This is a genomic window from Rhodococcus sp. SG20037, from assembly GCF_031763325.1.
Classification (GTDB): Bacteria; Actinomycetota; Actinomycetes; order Mycobacteriales; family Mycobacteriaceae; genus Rhodococcus_F; species Rhodococcus_F qingshengii.
This window is the reverse complement of the sequence record NZ_CP134497.1, coordinates 1,685,337-1,703,209: the sequence shown is the minus strand read 5'-3', so window position 1 is coordinate 1,703,209 and position 17,873 is coordinate 1,685,337. Positions and strand designations below refer to the sequence as shown.

General features: G+C 61.8%; 18 protein-coding genes. 10 read left to right on the top strand and 8 right to left on the bottom strand.

Annotated elements, in window-relative coordinates; all coding sequences use genetic code 11:
- Positions 1 to 45 precede the first annotated feature (45 nt).
- The 8 genes from RHP72_RS07985 to RHP72_RS07950 all read right to left on the bottom strand — a co-directional run bounded on the left by RHP72_RS07985 (position 46) and on the right by RHP72_RS07950 (position 8,230).
- Positions 46 to 1,065, bottom strand: coding sequence for an alpha/beta hydrolase (locus RHP72_RS07985; RefSeq protein WP_311094547.1), 1,020 nt, complete (start codon positions 1,063 to 1,065; stop codon positions 46 to 48).
- Positions 1,066 to 1,133: 68 nt separating this feature from the next.
- Positions 1,134 to 2,774, bottom strand: a complete 1,641-nt coding sequence (locus RHP72_RS07980) for a class I adenylate-forming enzyme family protein (RefSeq protein WP_311094546.1) — start codon at positions 2,772 to 2,774, stop codon at positions 1,134 to 1,136.
- Between the two features lie 9 nt (positions 2,775 to 2,783).
- Positions 2,784 to 3,488 (bottom strand): ABC transporter ATP-binding protein, encoded by a 705-nt coding sequence (locus tag RHP72_RS07975; protein WP_020906733.1) that lies wholly within the window; start codon positions 3,486 to 3,488, stop codon positions 2,784 to 2,786.
- A 1-nt stretch (position 3,489) separates the two neighbouring features.
- Positions 3,490 to 4,263: an ABC transporter ATP-binding protein gene (locus RHP72_RS07970; protein WP_064443299.1), complete on the bottom strand. Its 774-nt coding sequence runs from the start codon at positions 4,261 to 4,263 to the stop codon at positions 3,490 to 3,492.
- Positions 4,260 to 5,288 (bottom strand): branched-chain amino acid ABC transporter permease, encoded by a 1,029-nt coding sequence (locus tag RHP72_RS07965; RefSeq protein ID WP_047268869.1) that lies wholly within the window; start codon positions 5,286 to 5,288, stop codon positions 4,260 to 4,262. Before RHP72_RS07965 ends, RHP72_RS07970 begins: the two co-directional genes overlap by 4 nt.
- Positions 5,288 to 6,163, bottom strand: coding sequence for a branched-chain amino acid ABC transporter permease (locus RHP72_RS07960; RefSeq protein WP_311094545.1), 876 nt, complete (start codon positions 6,161 to 6,163; stop codon positions 5,288 to 5,290). Before RHP72_RS07960 ends, RHP72_RS07965 begins: the two co-directional genes overlap by 1 nt.
- Positions 6,164 to 6,178: 15 nt before the next feature.
- Positions 6,179 to 7,363 carry an ABC transporter substrate-binding protein gene (locus tag RHP72_RS07955; RefSeq protein ID WP_070162648.1) on the bottom strand — a complete coding sequence of 395 codons (1,185 nt, stop codon included), beginning with the start codon at positions 7,361 to 7,363 and terminating at the stop codon, positions 6,179 to 6,181.
- A 126-nt stretch (positions 7,364 to 7,489) separates the two neighbouring features.
- Positions 7,490 to 8,230 (bottom strand): TetR/AcrR family transcriptional regulator, encoded by a 741-nt coding sequence (locus RHP72_RS07950; RefSeq protein ID WP_003941474.1) that lies wholly within the window; start codon positions 8,228 to 8,230, stop codon positions 7,490 to 7,492.
- A 267-nt stretch (positions 8,231 to 8,497) separates the two neighbouring features.
- Here RHP72_RS07950 and urtA point away from each other — a divergent pair, with 267 nt between their 5' ends.
- The 10 genes from urtA to RHP72_RS07900 all read left to right on the top strand — a co-directional run bounded on the left by urtA (position 8,498) and on the right by RHP72_RS07900 (position 17,805).
- Positions 8,498 to 9,754 (top strand): urea ABC transporter substrate-binding protein, encoded by a 1,257-nt coding sequence (gene urtA, locus RHP72_RS07945; RefSeq protein WP_007735391.1) that lies wholly within the window; start codon positions 8,498 to 8,500, stop codon positions 9,752 to 9,754.
- A 54-nt stretch (positions 9,755 to 9,808) separates the two neighbouring features.
- The gene (gene urtB, locus RHP72_RS07940) at positions 9,809 to 10,693 is read left to right on the top strand and encodes an urea ABC transporter permease subunit UrtB (RefSeq protein WP_003941514.1); all 885 of its coding nucleotides are present in this window, start codon (positions 9,809 to 9,811) and stop codon (positions 10,691 to 10,693) included.
- Positions 10,690 to 11,796: an urea ABC transporter permease subunit UrtC gene (gene urtC, locus RHP72_RS07935; RefSeq protein WP_007735392.1), complete on the top strand. Its 1,107-nt coding sequence runs from the start codon at positions 10,690 to 10,692 to the stop codon at positions 11,794 to 11,796. Before urtB ends, urtC begins: the two co-directional genes overlap by 4 nt.
- Positions 11,793 to 12,629 (top strand): urea ABC transporter ATP-binding protein UrtD, encoded by an 837-nt coding sequence (gene urtD, locus RHP72_RS07930; RefSeq protein WP_007735393.1) that lies wholly within the window; start codon positions 11,793 to 11,795, stop codon positions 12,627 to 12,629. The genes urtC and urtD overlap by 4 nt, the downstream gene beginning before the upstream one ends.
- A 3-nt stretch (positions 12,630 to 12,632) precedes the next feature.
- Complete coding sequence (gene urtE / locus RHP72_RS07925) at positions 12,633 to 13,325, top strand: urea ABC transporter ATP-binding subunit UrtE (RefSeq protein WP_003941544.1); 693 nt, start codon at positions 12,633 to 12,635, stop codon at positions 13,323 to 13,325.
- Between the two features lies 1 nt (position 13,326).
- Positions 13,327 to 14,016 carry a GntR family transcriptional regulator gene (locus RHP72_RS07920; protein WP_042923309.1) on the top strand — a complete coding sequence of 230 codons (690 nt, stop codon included), beginning with the start codon at positions 13,327 to 13,329 and terminating at the stop codon, positions 14,014 to 14,016.
- Between the two features lie 136 nt (positions 14,017 to 14,152).
- Positions 14,153 to 15,142 (top strand): LLM class flavin-dependent oxidoreductase, encoded by a 990-nt coding sequence (locus RHP72_RS07915; protein ID WP_039973481.1) that lies wholly within the window; start codon positions 14,153 to 14,155, stop codon positions 15,140 to 15,142.
- Positions 15,143 to 15,151: 9 nt separating this feature from the next.
- Positions 15,152 to 16,372 carry an MFS transporter gene (locus tag RHP72_RS07910; RefSeq protein ID WP_311094542.1) on the top strand — a complete coding sequence of 407 codons (1,221 nt, stop codon included), beginning with the start codon at positions 15,152 to 15,154 and terminating at the stop codon, positions 16,370 to 16,372.
- 96 nt (positions 16,373 to 16,468) lie between these two features.
- The gene (locus RHP72_RS07905) at positions 16,469 to 17,275 is read left to right on the top strand and encodes an SDR family NAD(P)-dependent oxidoreductase (RefSeq protein ID WP_042923321.1); all 807 of its coding nucleotides are present in this window, start codon (positions 16,469 to 16,471) and stop codon (positions 17,273 to 17,275) included.
- Positions 17,272 to 17,805: a carboxymuconolactone decarboxylase family protein gene (locus tag RHP72_RS07900; protein WP_003941526.1), complete on the top strand. Its 534-nt coding sequence runs from the start codon at positions 17,272 to 17,274 to the stop codon at positions 17,803 to 17,805. The genes RHP72_RS07905 and RHP72_RS07900 overlap by 4 nt, the downstream gene beginning before the upstream one ends.
- The last annotated feature ends 68 nt before the right edge of the window (positions 17,806 to 17,873 follow it).

Genomic DNA, 17,873 nt, shown 5'->3' with positions numbered 1-17,873 from the left:
TGTCCAAAATGACCATTTTCTCAGTGGTTCACCACAATCCGACATTTAGCCGGTATGAGCCTCGAGAAACTGAACCGTGCGATCGAGCGCACTGAGACCGTCGGCATTGTCCAGATCGAACTGATACTCGTGCCCGAGCGCCGGAACGTGATCGGCCGGATAGAACAGTGTGTCGACCGCAACTCCCAACCCGGTCAATTTGTCAGCCATCGGTTTCGACTGAGAATCCGTCAACGGATCGGCGTTGCCGCCGCTGATGTAGGCAGGCGGAAATCGATCGGTGACGTAGTTCAAGGTCGACATCTGATCCGCTGCGTCGGTACTCATGAAGTCACGCACGCCGGTATACGCCCAGAGGGACCGATCAACTCCCCAACCGATGATGCCGGGTCCGCCGACCATGTTCCCGACGTCGTAGATTCCACAGTTCAGGATTACTCCACGTAACTGATCCTGCCGCAGCGACGGGACCACGCCCACACGGTTCGCATACGCGGGATCAGTGATGAGAGTGGCGAGCTGACTCGAGAGTTGCGCTCCCGCAGAATCACCGGCGAGAACGATCTTCGTCGGATCAACATGCAGCCGTTCCGCATTCGCGACGACGTACGCGTGAGCGTCGTTGAGCTGCCGCACCGCAGTCGGATAGTGGTGCTCAGGTCCGAGTGAGTAGTCCAGGGACACAACGGTGTAGCCACGCGAGGCCAGCAACTCGTAGTACGGCGCGTAGTTGGACTTGCTTCCCGAGATCCAGGCACCGCCATGAGTCCAGATCACCGTAGGCAATGCGGTCGTCGTCGCTGCGGGAAAGTAGACATCCAGGTATGCGTCGTCGTCATCGGCGCGGTACTGCTGGTCCTTGATCGAGTCGACGCCTTCGGGCGCGTGCTTCTCGAGCGCCTCGGTGACTTTCACGGCATCACGATCGAAGACCCATCGCACGGTGAGTGCGCCAGGTCTCGGGCTCAGAACGAAGGCCAGAACCACGGCTCCGACCAGAACGAACACAATTGCCAGAGCCCACAGCAAGCGCCTGCGCCACCGATGCGGTGAAGGGTTCGTCATCGGGTTTCCTTCACTCTCGGCACAATGTCCGGATCAGCGTAACGCGAAGCCGGTACCGCCAAGTGCGATCAGCCGAGTTCAGCGATCCGCCTCTGCGCGAGTGCCTTGACTTCACCCTTGGCTACTTTGCCGCCTGCCGCCATCGGCAATTCGGCGACCGTCATCACGTACTCGGGTATGTACTCGCGGGTCACTCCTCGGCTCTGCAGCCAGGCGGTCAGATCCTCCGAACTCAGATCGTCATCGGCGGACACGACGACCGCACAGACCTTCTCACCGAACAGCGGATCGTCGACCCCGACCACGGCGACCAACTCCACCGAAGGGTGCGCGCGCACGTACTCCTCGACTTCGACCGCGGAGATGTTCTTGCCGCCACGAATGATGATGTCGGCTTTGCGCCCGACCACACGCACCCGTCCTGTCTCGTCGATCTCGACGATGTCGCCGAGAAGCATCCAACCGTCATCGGTGTACAACTCGTCGTTCGCATCGGTGTCCCCCCAATAGCCCTGACACATCAGCGGTCCGTTCACCCCAGGCTGACCGCGGCGGACGGAGCCGGTCATTTCCTTTGCCGCATCGTCGAATACACGAACTCGCATGCGATCGATGACGTGGCCGCACGTCTTCAGTCGGGTGTCGGAATCGTCCGAAACCGTCGTCACCGAGACGGCGCCGGTTTCGTTCGATCCGTAGAACTGCAGGACAGCCGCTCCGGTACGTTGTTCGAATGCCAGCGCCTCCGAATAGGGCACGGCTTCACCACCGGTGAACATGAAACGAAGTGACGAGAGATCGGCCGATTCCGCGGCCTCCGAACGCAACAGCATCTTGAATTGTGTACTCACACAATTCAAAGCAGTCACCCGTTCGCGCTCGATCAACTCGATCATCACCGAAACGTCGAAGCGTTCCATGACGACATTGCGAGCACCGAGTAGTGCCGGCAGGAAATGCGAAGTCCAGAGGCCGAATCCGAAAGGTGCTGGAACCGCGCCGAGGAACACCTCATCCGAACCGATCGCCGCCGCCTCGGCGGCAATCTCGGAGAAACCAACCCAACGATCCTCGCTTTGTGTGACCAGTTTGGGTAGGCCCGTTGTGCCGGAGGTCGAGTTCAGCATCGAAACGGCTGACGTGACAAAACACGGACTGGTTGCGGGGAACTGCTTTAGCTCGACCGGCAACGAGGTGAGTTCGCCGTTTGCGCTCACGCGTTCGAAACTCACGTCGGCGCGTTCGTCGGCGAAGACGACGTCCAGTCCGGGATGCTCTGCCCGCAGACTCGCCACGAGTTCGGCGGTATCGACGCCGCGCAGCGTGCGAGTGGTGACGAGTACGGAGGCTTCCGAGCGGGCGATCAGATGAGAGATCTCGCGAATGCCCGAGCGCGAACCGATTCCGACGGCGACGCGGCCGGTACGAAATGCTGCGCAGAGAGCCGCATGGAATACAGCGGTGTCGGGGAGCAACACGGCTACATGTCCGTATCCCTCACCAGCTAGATCCAGCGCCGACGCGATCGCATCGGCAGCCGCGTCGTACTGCTTCCACGACACCCTCGATTCCGGAGTGACAAAGGCGGTTTCGTCCGGGATGGTCTCAGACCAATGCCTGACCATTTCGCTGATGCTGACGCCGGCGAAGCGGTCCGGATTCGTGGCGAATTCACCGACGGTGAAGTCGAGTGTCTTCGTTTCAAGCATGATCGTCGATCATCTCCCGTCGGCGCTGAGGACGCCCATCGATTGTTTGTACGCGTTGTCCAGTGTCGCTGCGGAATCGCATTCGCGGACGAGTTCGCCGCGCTGCATGACATATCCGCGGTCGACAACCGATTTCAGTGCAGTAAGTGCCGGTTCCGTCACGATGACGGTCACACCCTCGGCGGCCAGACCCCCGACCAATGCTCGCAGCTCCGCGACGATTTTCGGTGCCAGTCCTGTCATCATCTCGTCGAGGAGCAACACCTTCGGGGTTTCCAGAAGGGCCCGCCCCAGAACCAACATCTGCTGCTCACCACCGCTGAGGACCCCGGCATAACTCTCCGAGCGTTCACGCAGGATCGGGAACCTCTCGAAAGCTGTTTCCACGGCTTCGGCTTTCAATCCCAGCAGGTCTGCGCCGACGCGTAGGTTCTCGCGAACGGACATTCGCATGAACAGTTGCCTGCCTTGGGGAACGTAGGCAAATCCGCTGCGGACACGATCCAGTGCCGATAATTTCTGGATCTCTCGACCATCGAATTTGATTGTCCCGGTGGCGGGAACCGAGCCGTAGATGGATCCCGCCAAGCTGGTCTTGCCCGCACCGTTCGGCCCGACGATCGCTGTCACTTCACCGGCGGGGGCGACAAGGGAGACTTCCCGGACGGCGACAGCGGATCCGTATCGAACTGTGACTCTGTCGAGTTCGAGCATGTCAGGCGCCTTCCTCGTATTCGGAACCGAAATAGACTTCTCGCATCGCGTCGCTGGCCAAGCACTCCTGCGGTGGTCCGTAGAACGCCACTGATCCGAAATTGAGCAGCACGATCTTGGTGGCGAGCGCCGCGATGAGATCGACGTTGTGATCGACCAGGACTACTCCCTTGCCCTGCGCGGCAATCGATCGCACGGCACCGGAGATGGCAGCGATGCCGTCGTGATCCGCACCGGCAAACGGTTCGTCCAACAGGAGGACTTCGGGTTCGGTCGCCATCGCCCGCGCCACCTCGACCAGACGCTGCGCGCCCAAACTGAGATCCCCGCAAGCACTCTCGACGTCGGTGACCGAGTATCGCGCAGCAATCTCCCGGGCCCGCTGTGCTGTCCGGTCCCAGTTCTCGAAAGGTCCTTTGATCGCCCACCACAGCGAGTGCAGCGGTGAGGTGATCTTGTGCCCGTACAGTCCCGGGATGATGTTGTCGACGGCATCGAGTTCCGCCGCGAGCTGCGGATGTTGAAACGTGCGCGAGAGCCCTTGCCGTGCACGGCGCTCCGACGGCCCCGTCAAGGCAGCACCCGCGAGCGCGACGGTTCCGGAATCTGCTTGCTGTGTGCCGAAGATGCAGTCCACCAGGGTGGTCTTGCCTGCCCCGTTCGGGCCGACCAGTCCGATCACCTCTCCCGGTCCGACGCTGAACGAGACATCGTCGACAGCGCGGACGCCGCCGTAGGACTTGTGGAGCCCGCTCACTTCGAGTAGCCGAGTCATCGATTGCCACGCTCCTTGTACAGACGGTTCATTCGACCCAGAACATTCTGACTCCACCCGATCACCCCACCAGGCGCGACGATGAGGATCACCAGGACGGCTCCGGCAAGCAGGAGTTCGCCGCTTCCCTGGTACCCAGGCATGTTCAGCGTCACGATCACCACGATCAATGCACCGAGCGGAGCACCCCACGCCGAACCGCGACCGCCGATGATCGGCATGAAGATCGCAAGGAAAACAATACTGAGAGTGAAGGTTTCAGGAGTGACAGCCTGCACCGACACGGTGAAAAGCGATCCGCCGGTCGACGCGATCGCGGCACCGATCGCCAGCGCCACAACGGTCAGGTGCGCAGGATTGACGCCGGAAGACCGTGCGACATTACGATTGTCGCGGGCAGCTTGCAACATCAGCCCCCACACCGATTTCCGAAGTCGATCGACAGTGACCGCGATCAGACACACGAACAAGATCGCGAACACGACCAATGCGTAGCGCGGTGGCTCCCAGCCGAACATCGTCACAGTCTCGACGCCCGAGATCCCGGCCGACCCGCCGGTGAAACTCGGCCCGTCGATCAACCAGTGCTCGAAAGCGATACCGAACAACAAGGTCACCGCGGCAAGGTAGAAGCCGGAGAGTTTCTGCGTTGCCAAGCTGAGGAGTACTGCAACCGCTGCAGCGGCGAGGGCGCCGAGAATCCATCCCCACCACATCGACAACCCGGTCCGAACCGAGATCAGCGCAACGGCATACGCGCCGATCGCCGCATAAGCGCTGTACGCCATCGACAGTGATCCCGCGAGCACGAATGGCACGTACATGCCGAGTGCGATCAGCGAATACGTCGCAGCGAGGAACACCAGATCCTGCCGGTACAGACTCGGCCCCATCCACAGCAGCACGGCAGCAACCACGACCACGGTGATCAGCGCTTCTCGTGACAGGGCGAGCATCCTCGTCCGGGAACGGCCGGATGTAGTGGGCGGATTTGACGTCAGCGGACTGGTAGAAAGCGAGGCCATCAGACGCGAACCTTCCTCGAGAGCAAGCCTTCCGGACGGAAAGCGAAGAACACCAGGGCAATCAACAGAATCGCGGTTTGAGCAGCACTCGCACCGAAGTAGTACGGGGCGAATACCTGGACGACGCCCAACACCATTCCGCCGATCAGCGGAGCCCAACTTCGGCCGGTACCACCGATGACGAGTGCGATGAATGCCGTCAGCGTCCATGACAGACCGCTCGTGAACTGAACACCGGCCTTGGGAGCGAACAGAAGTCCGGCGACGGCGACGATCACACCCGCGAGGGTGAACGCGATGAGGCGTACCCGATCCACCGGCAAGCCCAGGACGCGGGCGGCATCCGGACTGTCGCCGACGGCGCGTAGCAGACGGCCCGAGGTGGACCGGTTCAGCCACAGTCCGATACCGACGAAGATCACGGCAGTTCCGACGACGAGTACAACGGTCGAACTGTCGACGGTGGCACCGAGCACCGATATCGGATCGAAGTCGAAGATCTTCTGTCCGGGAAGTGGTGTTCGGCCGAAGACCGTGCCGGCGAACTGCTGGATCCCGAACAGTACTGCGGTCACCGCCACCAACGCCGGTAGTTCCCCACGACCCGAACGCTTCTGAACCTGTTTGACCACAAGCTTTTCCGTCAGGATCGACAGCGCCACCGCTACCGCGATCCCCAGCGGCATGGCAATCCAGAGAGCGAGCCCGTAATTGATCGCGACCCAACTCGACGCCATGGCCGCAGCCATCGCGTACGGGCCCATCGCAAAGTTGAAGAAATCGGCGCCGACCACCACGAGATACATTCCGAGGGCTATCAGCGAGAAGAAGGCACCGATCTCGATGGCTGCGAGCCACAGTTGTGCGTCTGTCATGTCAATGCTCCTCGGTTATCCGCACGGGGGCTGGTAGGAATCCCACGGACGGGCAGGCTTGTTGTCCTCACCGAATTCGACGAGCACCAGTCCGCAGAGGCTGTCCGGAGCCAGGTGATCCTGCGAGGAGAACGACAGTGTCAATCCGTCCTGGCCGAAGCTGGCGGGAAGTGCCGAAACCTGTTGAAGAGCATCACGAACGGCCGTCCGATCTCGGTGGTCGCCGGCAATTTCGATTGCCTCGGCCAACATCATGACGGCGTCGTACGCCTGTGCGTCGTAGGCGGTCAGTTGATAATCAGGCCCCTTCACCGCCTGCACCTTGCGACGCAGTTCGGCGGTTCTCGGGTTGTTCTCACTGAGCGAGCCCATGTACACCATGCCGCTCAACGCCTTCGAGTCCGCCAAAGCCCAAGATGCGGGCTGGTTTCCGATGGAAGCGAGTGAGAAGCGTTGCGTCTGCGGGGTGATTTTCGACAAGGTGTTGTGCGCGAGGATTTCGAAGTGCCCGCCGATACTGGCGACCAGAATCGCGTCCGGTTCGGTTTCCGCGAGACGTGAGACCTGTGCGGTGATGTCCGCGGCATCGACCGGCGCCTTTTCGACGCCCGTCACTCTCGCGCACTTCTCGAGCGCCGGCCGCAGAGTCTTGATGATTCCGTCGATGGATGCACTCGCGTCACCGAGAATTCCCAGGGACTTGTACCCCATCTTCTCGAAAGCCCCGCAGTACACCTGGGCGTACTGCTTCAACGAGTTCGGAATCATGAACGAGAAGTCGTTGTCGGGCGCCGAGGCAAAGGCGTCGCTGAGAACGACCGGAGCTATCGCAGGAATCTTCGACTGCTGGAGAATCGACTTGGCCTGCAGCACCGACCCACTGCCCGTGGCGAGGATGACCGCACTGGACCCGTGATCGACCAACTTCCGAATGATCGACGGGGTCTTGGTGGGACTGCTCTCGTCGTTCTCGACAACCAATTCCACCTGCTTGCCGTTGATTCCGCCCGCCTGGTTGATCAGGTCGACGGTCATCCGCACCGTCTTGCCGGCGATCGTGCTGTACGACGCACCGGGCCCGGTGGAGTCCTCGTCCAAACCGATGACGATGGTGTCTTCGGGAATGACACCGGCAGATGCGCACGCGCTCGCCCCGAGGACCACTGCCGCGCAGACGGCGATCGCCTTTCCGAGTCTCACATCGAACTCCCGTCCAAACTTTGCTTGGCAAATCAAACAAGCGCTTGATTTGCGAGTGTGGACAGAAGTATGCACTGGGTCACACTGATAGTCAAAATCCGAACTACACGCGCAGGAACTGCGGTGTTACGGCTTCTGCAGCTGCCGGATCGACGAGCTGAGTTCGCGAATGACGGACTTCAATTCGTCGACATCAGAGCGGAGTTCGGCAAGGTCCGAGTCGGGAGATTCGGTCTGCGCTTCCTTCTTCGCCGTGCGCCGCGCAATGCGTGCCACCGGCTCGCCGTCGACGGAACGTGCGGCAAAGCCGTCCAGGAAAACCGAAATCAGATTGCGCTGCAGATCTTCGGCCAATTCGGAAAGCTGCGGGCGATACTGCGCGACGGTGGACCAGACGGATTCACGCAGGAGACGGTGAAACTGTTCGGGATCGATGTCTTCCCGAAACTCCGCGTCGGCAATTCCGCGAGCGATAGCCGATCGCCAGTAGCTGTGTGCCTTCTGAACCAGGATGGTGATGGGCGCGTCCGCCGGTTGCGACGAAAGTATGGCTTCTCCCTGATAGACCTCCGTGGCATACGGGTGATCCACCGCCGAGGCAAAAGAGACCGACACCATCGTGGCCAGGCGATTTCGAGCCGAACCTTCCGGTTCGATCGAGTCCTCGTACCGGACGTTGAGATCTTCGAGGAACCGGACGACGATCTCGTTGGCTATCGCATCCTTGGAGTCGAAGTAGTGATAGAGGCTGCCGGAGAGGATCCCGACTTCGTCGGCGATGTCTCGCACCGTCGTCGCGGCGATTCCCCGCTCACTGAACAGCTTGGCCGCATGAGCGAGTATTTCGTCCCGTCGGGTCGAGCGCACGAGAAGATCCTTCCGACGTTCCGATCGTCAAGCGAGTGCTTGATCAATTTCTCGTCGATGCTAACACCGCACCCTCGCTGACCTGCGGTGTGAGGTCCTGGACACCCAATCGAAACACCGGACACACACTTGTCACCGACAGTCATTCCACCGCAACAACTTCCACCTACTCTGTGCACTCGACGAATACAGCGTTGTATACGCACTCCGGATACAGATCTGTCAGAGCCATTGTCTGCCAGAGCCATCGACACGAAAGGCCCATACATGCGAACCTTCTCGAAGCGCACCCTTGCCGCGCCGGCCGCTCTCGCCGCGCTGGGCTTGGTTCTCACCGGCTGCGGAAGCAAGGCAACAGACACCGCATCGGGAGATTCGACGGCTACGTCGTGCGTCGACACCTCGGGGGACACGATCAAGGTCGGTTCCCTGAATTCACTCTCGGGCACCATGGCCATCAGTGAAGTGACGGTCCGCGACTCCATCTCGTTGGCGGTGCAGGAGATCAACGATTCCGGCGGTGTACTGGGTAAGAAGATCCAGATCGTCGCAGAGGACGGTGCGTCGGAGCCGACAGTGTTCGCCGAGAAGGCCGAGAAACTGATCAGCAGCGATTGCGTCGCAGCAGTTTTCGGTGGCTGGACCTCCTCGAGCCGCAAGGCCATGCTGCCCGTGTTCGAGGACAACAACTCTTTGCTCTACTACCCGGTCCAGTACGAGGGACTGGAAGATTCGAAGAACATCTTCTACACGGGCGCAACGACCAACCAGCAGATCATCCCGGCTCTGGATTACCTGAAGGAGAAGGGCGTCAAGTCGCTGTATCTGGTCGGCAGCGACTACGTGTTCCCGCAGACCGCCAACCGCATCATCAAGGCGTACGCGGCAGCGAACGGCATCGAGATCAAGGGCGAGGATTACACGCCTCTGGGTTCGACCGACTTCTCCACCATCGTGAACAAGGTCCGCACAGCCGACGCCGATGCCGTGTTCAACACACTCAACGGCGATTCCAACGTTGCGTTCTTCCGTGAATACTCAAATGTCGGCCTGAAGCCCGCCGACATGCCCGTCGTCTCCGTCTCCATTGCGGAGGAAGAGGTCGGTGGTATCGGAGTCCAGAACGTGGAAGGCCAGCTGACGGCGTGGAACTACTACCAGACCATCGACTCCCCCGAGAACAAGAAGTTCGTCGCGGCGTACAAGGCAAAGTTCGGCCAGGACAAGCCCACGTCCGATCCGATGGAAGCGGCATACACCTCCGTCTACCTCTGGAAGAACACCGTCGAGAAGGCCAACTCGTTTGCGGTCAAGGATATTCAGGACAACGCCGACGGTGTGACCTTCCAGGCGCCCGAAGGACTCGTCACCATCGACGGCGACAACCACCACATCACCAAGACTGCCCGGATCGGCGAAATCCGTTCCGACGGACTGATCTACACGGTCTGGGATTCGGGACAGCCGATCGAGCCGGATCCGTACCTGAAGAACTACCCCTGGGCTGAGGGGCTCGGTAGCTGATCGACAAAAGGCGGAATTGACGGAATCGACGAGTAGAGAGGTGGAGCGTCTGTCATGGATGTTGTGATCGGGCAGTTGTTCACGGGTTTGAGTATCGGATCGATTCTCCTGTTGGCAGCGTTGGGGTTGTCTCTCACGTTCGGGCAGATGGGTGTCATCAACATGGCACACGGCGAGTTCATCATGGCCGGCTCGTACACCGCATACGTAGTGCAGCAGGTGATCTCGAATGCAACGGGATCGTTGATCATTTCTCTGCTCGTCGGTTTCGTCGTCGGCGGACTGATGGGTGTTGTGCTCGAAGTGGTCCTGGTATCGCGGATGTACCACCGACCCCTCGACACCCTGTTGGTGACATTCGGCGTCGGATTGATCCTTCAGCAGTTGGCGCGCGACATCTTCGGCGCGCCGGCAGTCAATGTTTCGGCGCCGAGCTGGCTTTCGGGCGGGGTCGATATTTTCGGCGCCGTGGTGCCGAAAACCCGCATCTTCATTCTGGTGTTGGCGATCGCAGCGGTGATCGCACTTTCGGTCGCACTGAAGCAGTCGTCGATGGGTAGACGCATCCGGGCCGTCGTCCAGAATCGCGATCTGGCCGAGACGAGCGGAATCTCCTCTCGTCGTACGGACATCACGACCTTCTTCCTCGGTTCCGGGCTCGCCGGCGTCGCGGGTGTCGCGTTGACGCTCATCGGTTCCACCAGCCCGACCATCGGCCAGTCCTATCTGATCGACGCCTTCCTGGTTGTTGTCGTCGGCGGTCTCGGTCAGATGAAGGGAGCCGTGATCGCAGCCTTCGCCCTCGGCATCTTGAACTCGTTCATCGAGTACTCGACGACGGCGTCGATCGCGAAGGTGATCGTGTTCGTCATCATCGTCGTCTTCCTTCAAGTTCGGCCGCAGGGCCTGTTCGCAGTCAAGACGAGGAGCCTCGTATGAGCATCCTGAACAATTCCCGAATTCGGGTGTGGGGCGGTTTTGCACTTGCCGCCATCGTGCTGTTCGCCGTCGCTCCGGCTGTGCTCTCGGACTTCAGGCTGTCACTGTTGGCCAAATTCCTGTGCTTCGCCATAGTCGCTGTCGGTATCGGTTTGGCTTGGGGCAGAGGCGGAATGCTCACGCTCGGCCAGGGCGTCTTCTTCGGAATCGGCGCATACGTGATGGCGATGCACCTCAAGATCGCCGATGCAGAACTCAAGGGCGACGCGGTCCCGGACTTCATGTCCATCGCCGGCAAGACCGAACTGCCGGGATACTGGCAACCGTTCGCCTCGCCATTCGTGGCGATCTTCGCCATACTTTTCCTGCCGGCCGCTGTTGCCTTTCTCCTCGGACTCGGTGTGTTCAAGCGGAGAGTCAAGGGCGCGTACTTCGCGATCCTCTCGCAAGCACTCGCCGCGGCTTTCGCGATCCTCTTGATCGGCCAGCAGTCGATCGGTGGCAGCAACGGCCTCAACCGCTTTCGCACGTTCTTCGGTTTCAACCTCAACGATCCGGCGAACAAGCAGATGTTGTTCTTCATCGCCGCCGGAGTTCTTCTCGCATCGGTCGCTCTGATTCGCCAGCTGATGAACTCCCGATACGGCGAACTCCTCGTCGCCGTCCGCGATCAAGAGGAGCGCGTACGTTTCCTCGGATACGATCCGGCGAACATCAAACTGGTCGCCTACGTGACCGCGGCGTTCCTCGCCGGTATCGCCGGCGCGCTGTTCGTTCCGATCGTGGGCATCATTTCCCCCGCCGACGTCGGGATCGTCCCGTCCATCGCTTTCCTCATCGGGGTCGCGATCGGCGGCCGCGCAACGCTTCTCGGTCCGGTACTCGGTGCGATCGGCGTCGCATGGGCACAGTCGACATTCTCGGAGAAACTCCCTTCGGGATGGATCTACGCGCAAGGGCTGATGTTCATCGTCGTGGTCGGATTCTTCCCGGCAGGTGTGGCCGGATTGTTCGCCCTGATGCGCCACCGCAAGAAGCGTGAGACCCCGGCCGACCCACCGGTCAAGGTCTCCCAACCCGAACCAGTGGAGGTGTCGTCATGACCAACACAACCGCCACCAGCGAACCCACACCGGCACTGGGCGGCAACGCCGGAATGTCGTCCGAGTACCTCGAAGTACGGAATCTTTCGGTCAGCTTCGACGGCTTCAAGGCCGTCGACGGCGTCGACTTGACCCTCATGCAGGGCGACCTGAGGTTTCTCATCGGCCCGAACGGGGCTGGAAAGACAACGTTGGTCGACGCCATCACCGGACTCGTTCCCGCGACGGGTTCCATCACTAAGTCCGGCGAGCAACTGCTCGGCAAGAAGGTTCACAAGATCGCCCGCCTCGGCGTCGGGCGAACCTTCCAGACGGCAAGCGTCTTCGAAGAACTCTCGGTGCTGCAGAATCTCGACATCGCGGCGGGAGCCGGTCGCTCGGCGTGGAACCTGCTCCGAAGGCGCAAAGGTGTGCTTCCCGAGATCGAAGAGGCGCTGGAGACAACCGGGTTGGAGCACCTCAGGGACACCGCCGCAGGCATTCTGGCGCACGGACAGAAGCAGTGGCTCGAAATCGGAATGTTGTTGGTACAGAACTGTTCCGTGCTCCTGCTCGACGAGCCCGTCGCAGGCATGAGCCTCGAGGAGCGCGAGGAGACCGGGAACCTTCTGCGGCGCATCGGCGGTGCGCGAACCGTCGTCGTAGTCGAGCACGACATGGACTTCATGCGATCCTTCGCCACGTCCGTCACAGTGCTCGCCGCTGGGAAAGTGCTTGCCGAAGGAACTGTGGCGGAGGTCCAAGCCGACCCCAAGGTGCAAGAGGTCTACCTCGGCACAGCCGCTGCCGGAACCGATCTCGGCGCCGACACCGAACCGACCCCGGAGGACTGAATCATGCTCGAGCTCGTCGACATCCGCGCCGGCTACGGACGCACCGAAGTGATCCACGGCGTATCCCTGCTGGTTCCCAGCGACGGAGTTGCGGCAGTCATGGGTCACAACGGTGCGGGTAAAACCACCTTGCTGCGCGCCGCCGTCGGTCTGATCAAACCTACACGGGGAAAGGTACTTCTGAACGGTGAAGACATCACCGGTCTACGGCCGAGCGCCCGCGTCGCTCGCGGACTTGCCTACGTACCCCAGGGTCAGCAGTCGTTCGGACAACTGACAACTGCCGAGAATCTTCGGGTGGTCGCCGACGGGCGCAAACGCGGAAAGGCACTCATCGCAGAGGCATTGGATCTGTTTCCCGCACTCACCACGCTCCTCGACCGTCGCGCGGGACTTCTCTCCGGTGGGCAGCGACAACAGCTTGCCATCGCTCGCGCCCTGATCACCGAGCCCAAGATCCTCATTCTGGACGAACCAACCGAGGGCATTCAGCCCAACGTGGTCGCCGAAATCGAAAGAACCGTCATGGAACTCACCGAGCGCGGCGATCTCGGTGTCCTCCTCGTAGAGCAGCACATCGGTTTCGCGCTCCAATCTGCTCAGCATTACAGCATTCTCGCGGCCGGACACGTGACCTCGACCGGTGAGGGCGGCACCACGTCCACCGAGGCGGTTCGTCGAGCGATGGCAATCTGACATGAGTGTGCGGCCGCCGCTGCGCGAACAGGTTTACCGGTCGATCCGAAACGATCTGATGTCCGGTCAGATCGCGCCCTCGGAACGACTGGGCGAGGAACGCCTGGCCCATCTCTACGGTGTCTCGCGAACACCGGTGCGCGAAGCGCTCGCGAAGTTGGAATCCGACGGGCTGGTCGAGCGCGACGAACACGGCCTCTTTCCGTACCGACCGCACCTCGACGAGTTGGGTGGCCTCTACGAGCTGCGCATACTCCTCGAGGTACACGGACTTCGGCGGGTACTCGACGGTGAGGCCCCCGCTCATGATCGAGACGCGCTCGGTTCCGAACTCGACAAGTGGTACGCATTTCTCAAACAGATGCCGGTACCGGACGCCGGTTTCGTGACGCTCGACGAGGAGTTCCACATCGCGCTCCTCGCCTCGTCCGGAAACCACGCGTTGGTCGACGCTCTTCAGGCCGTCAACTCGAAGCTGCGCCCCGTGCGGATGTTCGACTACCTGACTCCCGACCGTATGAAGGCCACCGTGGAGGAACATATCGCCGTCGTCGAGCTGGTTCTGGACGGCAAGATTCCGCAAGCACACGAGGCACTGGTGTCGCACATCGACATCTCTCGTGCGGTTGTCCTCGACCGTGCTCGTCAGGCCCTCTCGTTGGCCGCCATGGCCAACGCTGTGCGGAACTGATCGAGCGGGAGTCACCGCCCCTCCGAAAATCGCACTTGCTCAGCGTGGGAAGGCTCTCGGAAATAGGAATGGACTCACAGCGGTTGCACCTCACAACGACGCTTGCGTTCTATTCGCTGAGAAAGGCACCACATTCATGGCCGTCCCACTTTCCATCCTCGATCTCGCCCACATCGGCGACAACGAAACCGCCAAAGACAGCTTCGACGCCAGCGTGACCTTGGCGCAGCGCGCCGAGGAGTGGGGTTACAAGCGAATCTGGTATGCCGAGCACCACAACATGGGTTCCATCGCGTCTTCGGCCACCAGCGTTCTGATCAGCCACGTCGCCGCGCACACCAGCAAAATCCGCCTCGGCGCCGGTGGAATCATGCTGCCCAACCACGCGCCGCTGACGATCGCCGAGCAGTTCGGCACCCTCGAGACTCTGCACCCGGGTCGCATCGATCTCGGTCTCGGTCGCGCGCCCGGTAGTGATCAGAAGACCATGCAGGCTTTGCGACGCGACCCGAGTTCTTCGGACAGCTTCCCGCAGGACGTACTCGAGCTTCAGGGCTACCTCGGCGACACTTCGCGCGTCCCCGGAATCAATGCCGTTCCCGGTAAGGGCACTCACGTTCCGCTCTACATTCTCGGATCGTCACTGTTCGGAGCCAAGCTCGCCGCGATGCTCGGCCTGCCGTATGCATTTGCCTCGCACTTCGCCCCCAACGCCCTGCGCGACGCCGTCGCGATCTATCGACGCGAGTTCAAGCCGTCGGAGCAGTTGGCGGAGCCGTACGTCATCGCGGGCGTCAACGTCATCGCCGCCGACACCCATGAGCAGGCTCAGCAGGACTTCCTCGCGGCCAAGCGTTCGCGCGTCAGCCTTCTTCTCGGACGCGGACGCAAGTTCACGGACGACGAAGCGGACATGCTGCTCGACTCCCCCGCGGGTCAGCAGGTTCTGCAGATGACCAAGTACAGCGCCATCGGCACGCCCACGGAGGTCCGCGCCTACCTCGACGAGTTCACCGAGCATGCACAGGCCGACGAGCTGATCACGGTGTCGACCGGCACCAACCGCGAGGCTTGGTTGCGCACGTTCGAACTCCTCGCCGACGTGAGCGATCTGGTACCCGCCTAAGCTGCCGGTATGGGCGATCCATCCCGTCGCGGGTTCATCTCGGTACTGGCAGTTCTACTTTCGACGGGTTGGGCCGCCAACCACTTTGCTTCGCTCATCCCGGTTCTCCGGGTGGACGAGGGCCTTTCGCATACCGTGCTCGACGGTGTTTTCGGTATCTACGCGCTCGGACTCCTACCCGGCCTGTTGACCGGTGGAGCACTGTCGGATCGCGTCGGCCGAGCTGTAGTCGTCCTGCCCGGAGCGCTCATAGCCTCGCTCGGAACCTTGATTCTTCTTCTCTGGCACGACGCGCCCGGGCTCATGGTCGGGCGCCTCGTTGTCGGTATCGGTGCCGGTCTGGCAATCGGCGCCGGCACCGCGTGGGCGGCTGACCTTCGCGGCAAGTCCGGAACCGTGATGGCGGGCGTAGTACTCACCTCGGGTTTTGCACTGGGACCACTGTTTTCGGGTCTGTTGGCACAATTTGCCGCCTTCCCACTCGCTACGCCCTTTGTCGTCTCGGCCTTCTTGTCGGTGGGTTCGGTTACCGCGGCAGCTGTGTGGAGTCGTACACCTGTTCCCGTAGAAGCCGCGACCATCACACCCGTCCCAGACGGCGCGGAGCGCTCCGTCGCAAATGCGCCAGACGGCGCGGAGCGCTCCGTCGCAAATGCGCTGCTCTGGGCACTTCCGTTGGCGCCGTGGGTGTTCGCCAGCGCAACAGTGTCTTTCGTGACCATGACGGCCAGGCTCGGGGACCGCTACTCAGGTCCTCTCCTTCCGGGTTTCGCGGCGGCGCTGACTCTGGGTGCTGGAATCCTGGTTCAAACCGCTGCGCGCCATCGCAATTGGGGTCCTCAGGCCGGCACGACAGGCGCCGCACTGGCGGCACTCGGATACTGCCTGGTCGCAGTCGGCGGCGCGCACCCCGCGCTCGGGTTGTTCATCGTCTGCGCGCTCGTCCTCGGTACGGCCTACGGACTGTGTCTGCGTGAGGGACTGCTCGACCTCGAGTCGCTGGCTCCCCCGGCCTCGCGGGGCGCCCTGACCGGGATCTTCTACGTCGGCACCTATCTCGGATTCGGACTGCCGGTGCTACTGGTTGTCATCGAACCCACGATGGGTCCGTCGCTGCCGTTGGTGATCCTCGCCGCTGTTGCCGCCGTCGTTGCCGTGGTCCGATTCCGTCGATTGCGGTCGACCCAGGCTTCCGCGTCACATCCGCGTCTCGAGGTCGCATCGGTCTGAGCGTCCATTCGGACGGAGTTGGCGGTACTTGCAGTCGCAGCTACCCGGCGGTGTTAGCGTCGGAGGACCAGAAGGTCACTGCGTAGGGACACAGCAATGGGCAAGAGCGAGGCGGGCAAGGCCGAATCGGCCAAGAGTAGTGCGGACGACCTGACGGGTCGGCGCATCCTGATCACCGGCGCTGCCCGCAATATCGGTTCTTCGCTGGCCAGACGCCTGTACGACCGTGGTGCGTCCGTGGGACTGCTCGGCCTCGAGCCTGAACTTCTCGAACAAGTCGCCACTTCCTGCGGCCGCGCGCCGTGGCAGTTGTGCGACGTCGCCGACCTCGAGCAGGTATCTCGCGGCGTCGACTACATCGCTGAGAAGCTGGGAGGCATCGACGTCGTCGTCGCCAATGCCGGTGTCGAGGCGAACTCGTCGATCCTCGGCGGCGACCCTGCGGACATGCGCCGCGCCGTCGAAGTCAATCTCATGGGCACGTACTACACCCTGCGCGCAGCCGGTCCGCACATCAGTCACGAAAACGGTTACGCCCTGGTGGTCGCCTCGGCTCACGGCGCCGCCAAGCATCCGTTTCGCGGACCGTTCGGTGCTTCGCGCGCCGGCGTCGAAGCCTTGGGTGACGCGTTGCGCTTGGAAATGAAACACCTCGGCACCAAGGTGGGCGTCGCGTACATCGGCGACATCGACACCGATACCACCGCACTCTCTTTCGACGGCGCTCGCGGAACCCTCGCCAGCGCCGGCACCACGACCGTCGCTGACGCCGTCGACGCGTTCGAGCGCGGTATCGTCGGCCGGAAGTCACGCGTACACGCGCCCCGCCGCAGCGCCGCGGTTCGCCACATCGCGCAACGAGCTATCGACCTCCGTCCCTCTCACATCCGTGGAGTCGCATGAACCCCCGCATCCCGCCCGGCCGATTCAAGGACCTCGGTCCGATCAACTGGGGAATCTGGCGTGTCCTGTCGAAGGCTGCCGGAGCACCCGATGCGCATCTGTTCAGCACCTTGGGGCGCACGGGCGGACTCTTCCGCGGTTGGCTGCACTACTCCGGCTCACTCATGCCCGGCGGCAAGATCTCTCGCCACGACACCGAACTGATCATCCTGCGGGTCGCGCACCTGCGGGACTGCGGTTACGAGATGGATCACCACATCAGGCTCGGCCGCAAAGCCGGAATCGACGCAGAAGAACTGGCCCGAATCATCGAGGGCCCTGGCGCTTCCGAGTTGAGTCCGCGTCACCGTGCGATCTTGACTGCGGTCGACGAGTTGGTCACCACCAAGGACGTCACCGACGACACGTGGGGAACGCTCTCGCAGCATCTCGACGATCGTCGGTTGATCGAATTCACCTTGTTGGTCACTCAGTACGACGGCCTGGCCACCACGATCGGAACCTTGCGGGTTCAGCGCGACTTCTCCTGAAGTTCCGCGGCGGCCGTAACTCAGCTCTAACCCGAAGACATCTGGACGAAACACCTGATCAATAGCGT

Coding starts and splice junctions, on each gene's coding strand:
- urtC (WP_007735392.1), top strand. CDS start 10,690: ATGAGCATCCTGAACAATTCCCGAATTCGGGTGTGGGGCGGTTTTGCA.
- RHP72_RS07985 (WP_311094547.1), bottom strand. CDS start 1,065: ATGACGAACCCTTCACCGCATCGGTGGCGCAGGCGCTTGCTGTGGGCT.
- RHP72_RS07965 (WP_047268869.1), bottom strand. CDS start 5,288: ATGGCCTCGCTTTCTACCAGTCCGCTGACGTCAAATCCGCCCACTACA.
- RHP72_RS07910 (WP_311094542.1), top strand. CDS start 15,152: ATGGGCGATCCATCCCGTCGCGGGTTCATCTCGGTACTGGCAGTTCTA.
- RHP72_RS07975 (WP_020906733.1), bottom strand. CDS start 3,488: ATGCTCGAACTCGACAGAGTCACAGTTCGATACGGATCCGCTGTCGCC.
- RHP72_RS07900 (WP_003941526.1), top strand. CDS start 17,272: ATGAACCCCCGCATCCCGCCCGGCCGATTCAAGGACCTCGGTCCGATC.
- RHP72_RS07920 (WP_042923309.1), top strand. CDS start 13,327: ATGAGTGTGCGGCCGCCGCTGCGCGAACAGGTTTACCGGTCGATCCGA.
- urtD (WP_007735393.1), top strand. CDS start 11,793: ATGACCAACACAACCGCCACCAGCGAACCCACACCGGCACTGGGCGGC.
- urtB (WP_003941514.1), top strand. CDS start 9,809: ATGGATGTTGTGATCGGGCAGTTGTTCACGGGTTTGAGTATCGGATCG.
- urtA (WP_007735391.1), top strand. CDS start 8,498: ATGCGAACCTTCTCGAAGCGCACCCTTGCCGCGCCGGCCGCTCTCGCC.
- RHP72_RS07915 (WP_039973481.1), top strand. CDS start 14,153: ATGGCCGTCCCACTTTCCATCCTCGATCTCGCCCACATCGGCGACAAC.
- RHP72_RS07970 (WP_064443299.1), bottom strand. CDS start 4,263: ATGACTCGGCTACTCGAAGTGAGCGGGCTCCACAAGTCCTACGGCGGC.
- urtE (WP_003941544.1), top strand. CDS start 12,633: ATGCTCGAGCTCGTCGACATCCGCGCCGGCTACGGACGCACCGAAGTG.
- RHP72_RS07905 (WP_042923321.1), top strand. CDS start 16,469: ATGGGCAAGAGCGAGGCGGGCAAGGCCGAATCGGCCAAGAGTAGTGCG.
- RHP72_RS07980 (WP_311094546.1), bottom strand. CDS start 2,774: ATGCTTGAAACGAAGACACTCGACTTCACCGTCGGTGAATTCGCCACG.
- RHP72_RS07960 (WP_311094545.1), bottom strand. CDS start 6,163: ATGACAGACGCACAACTGTGGCTCGCAGCCATCGAGATCGGTGCCTTC.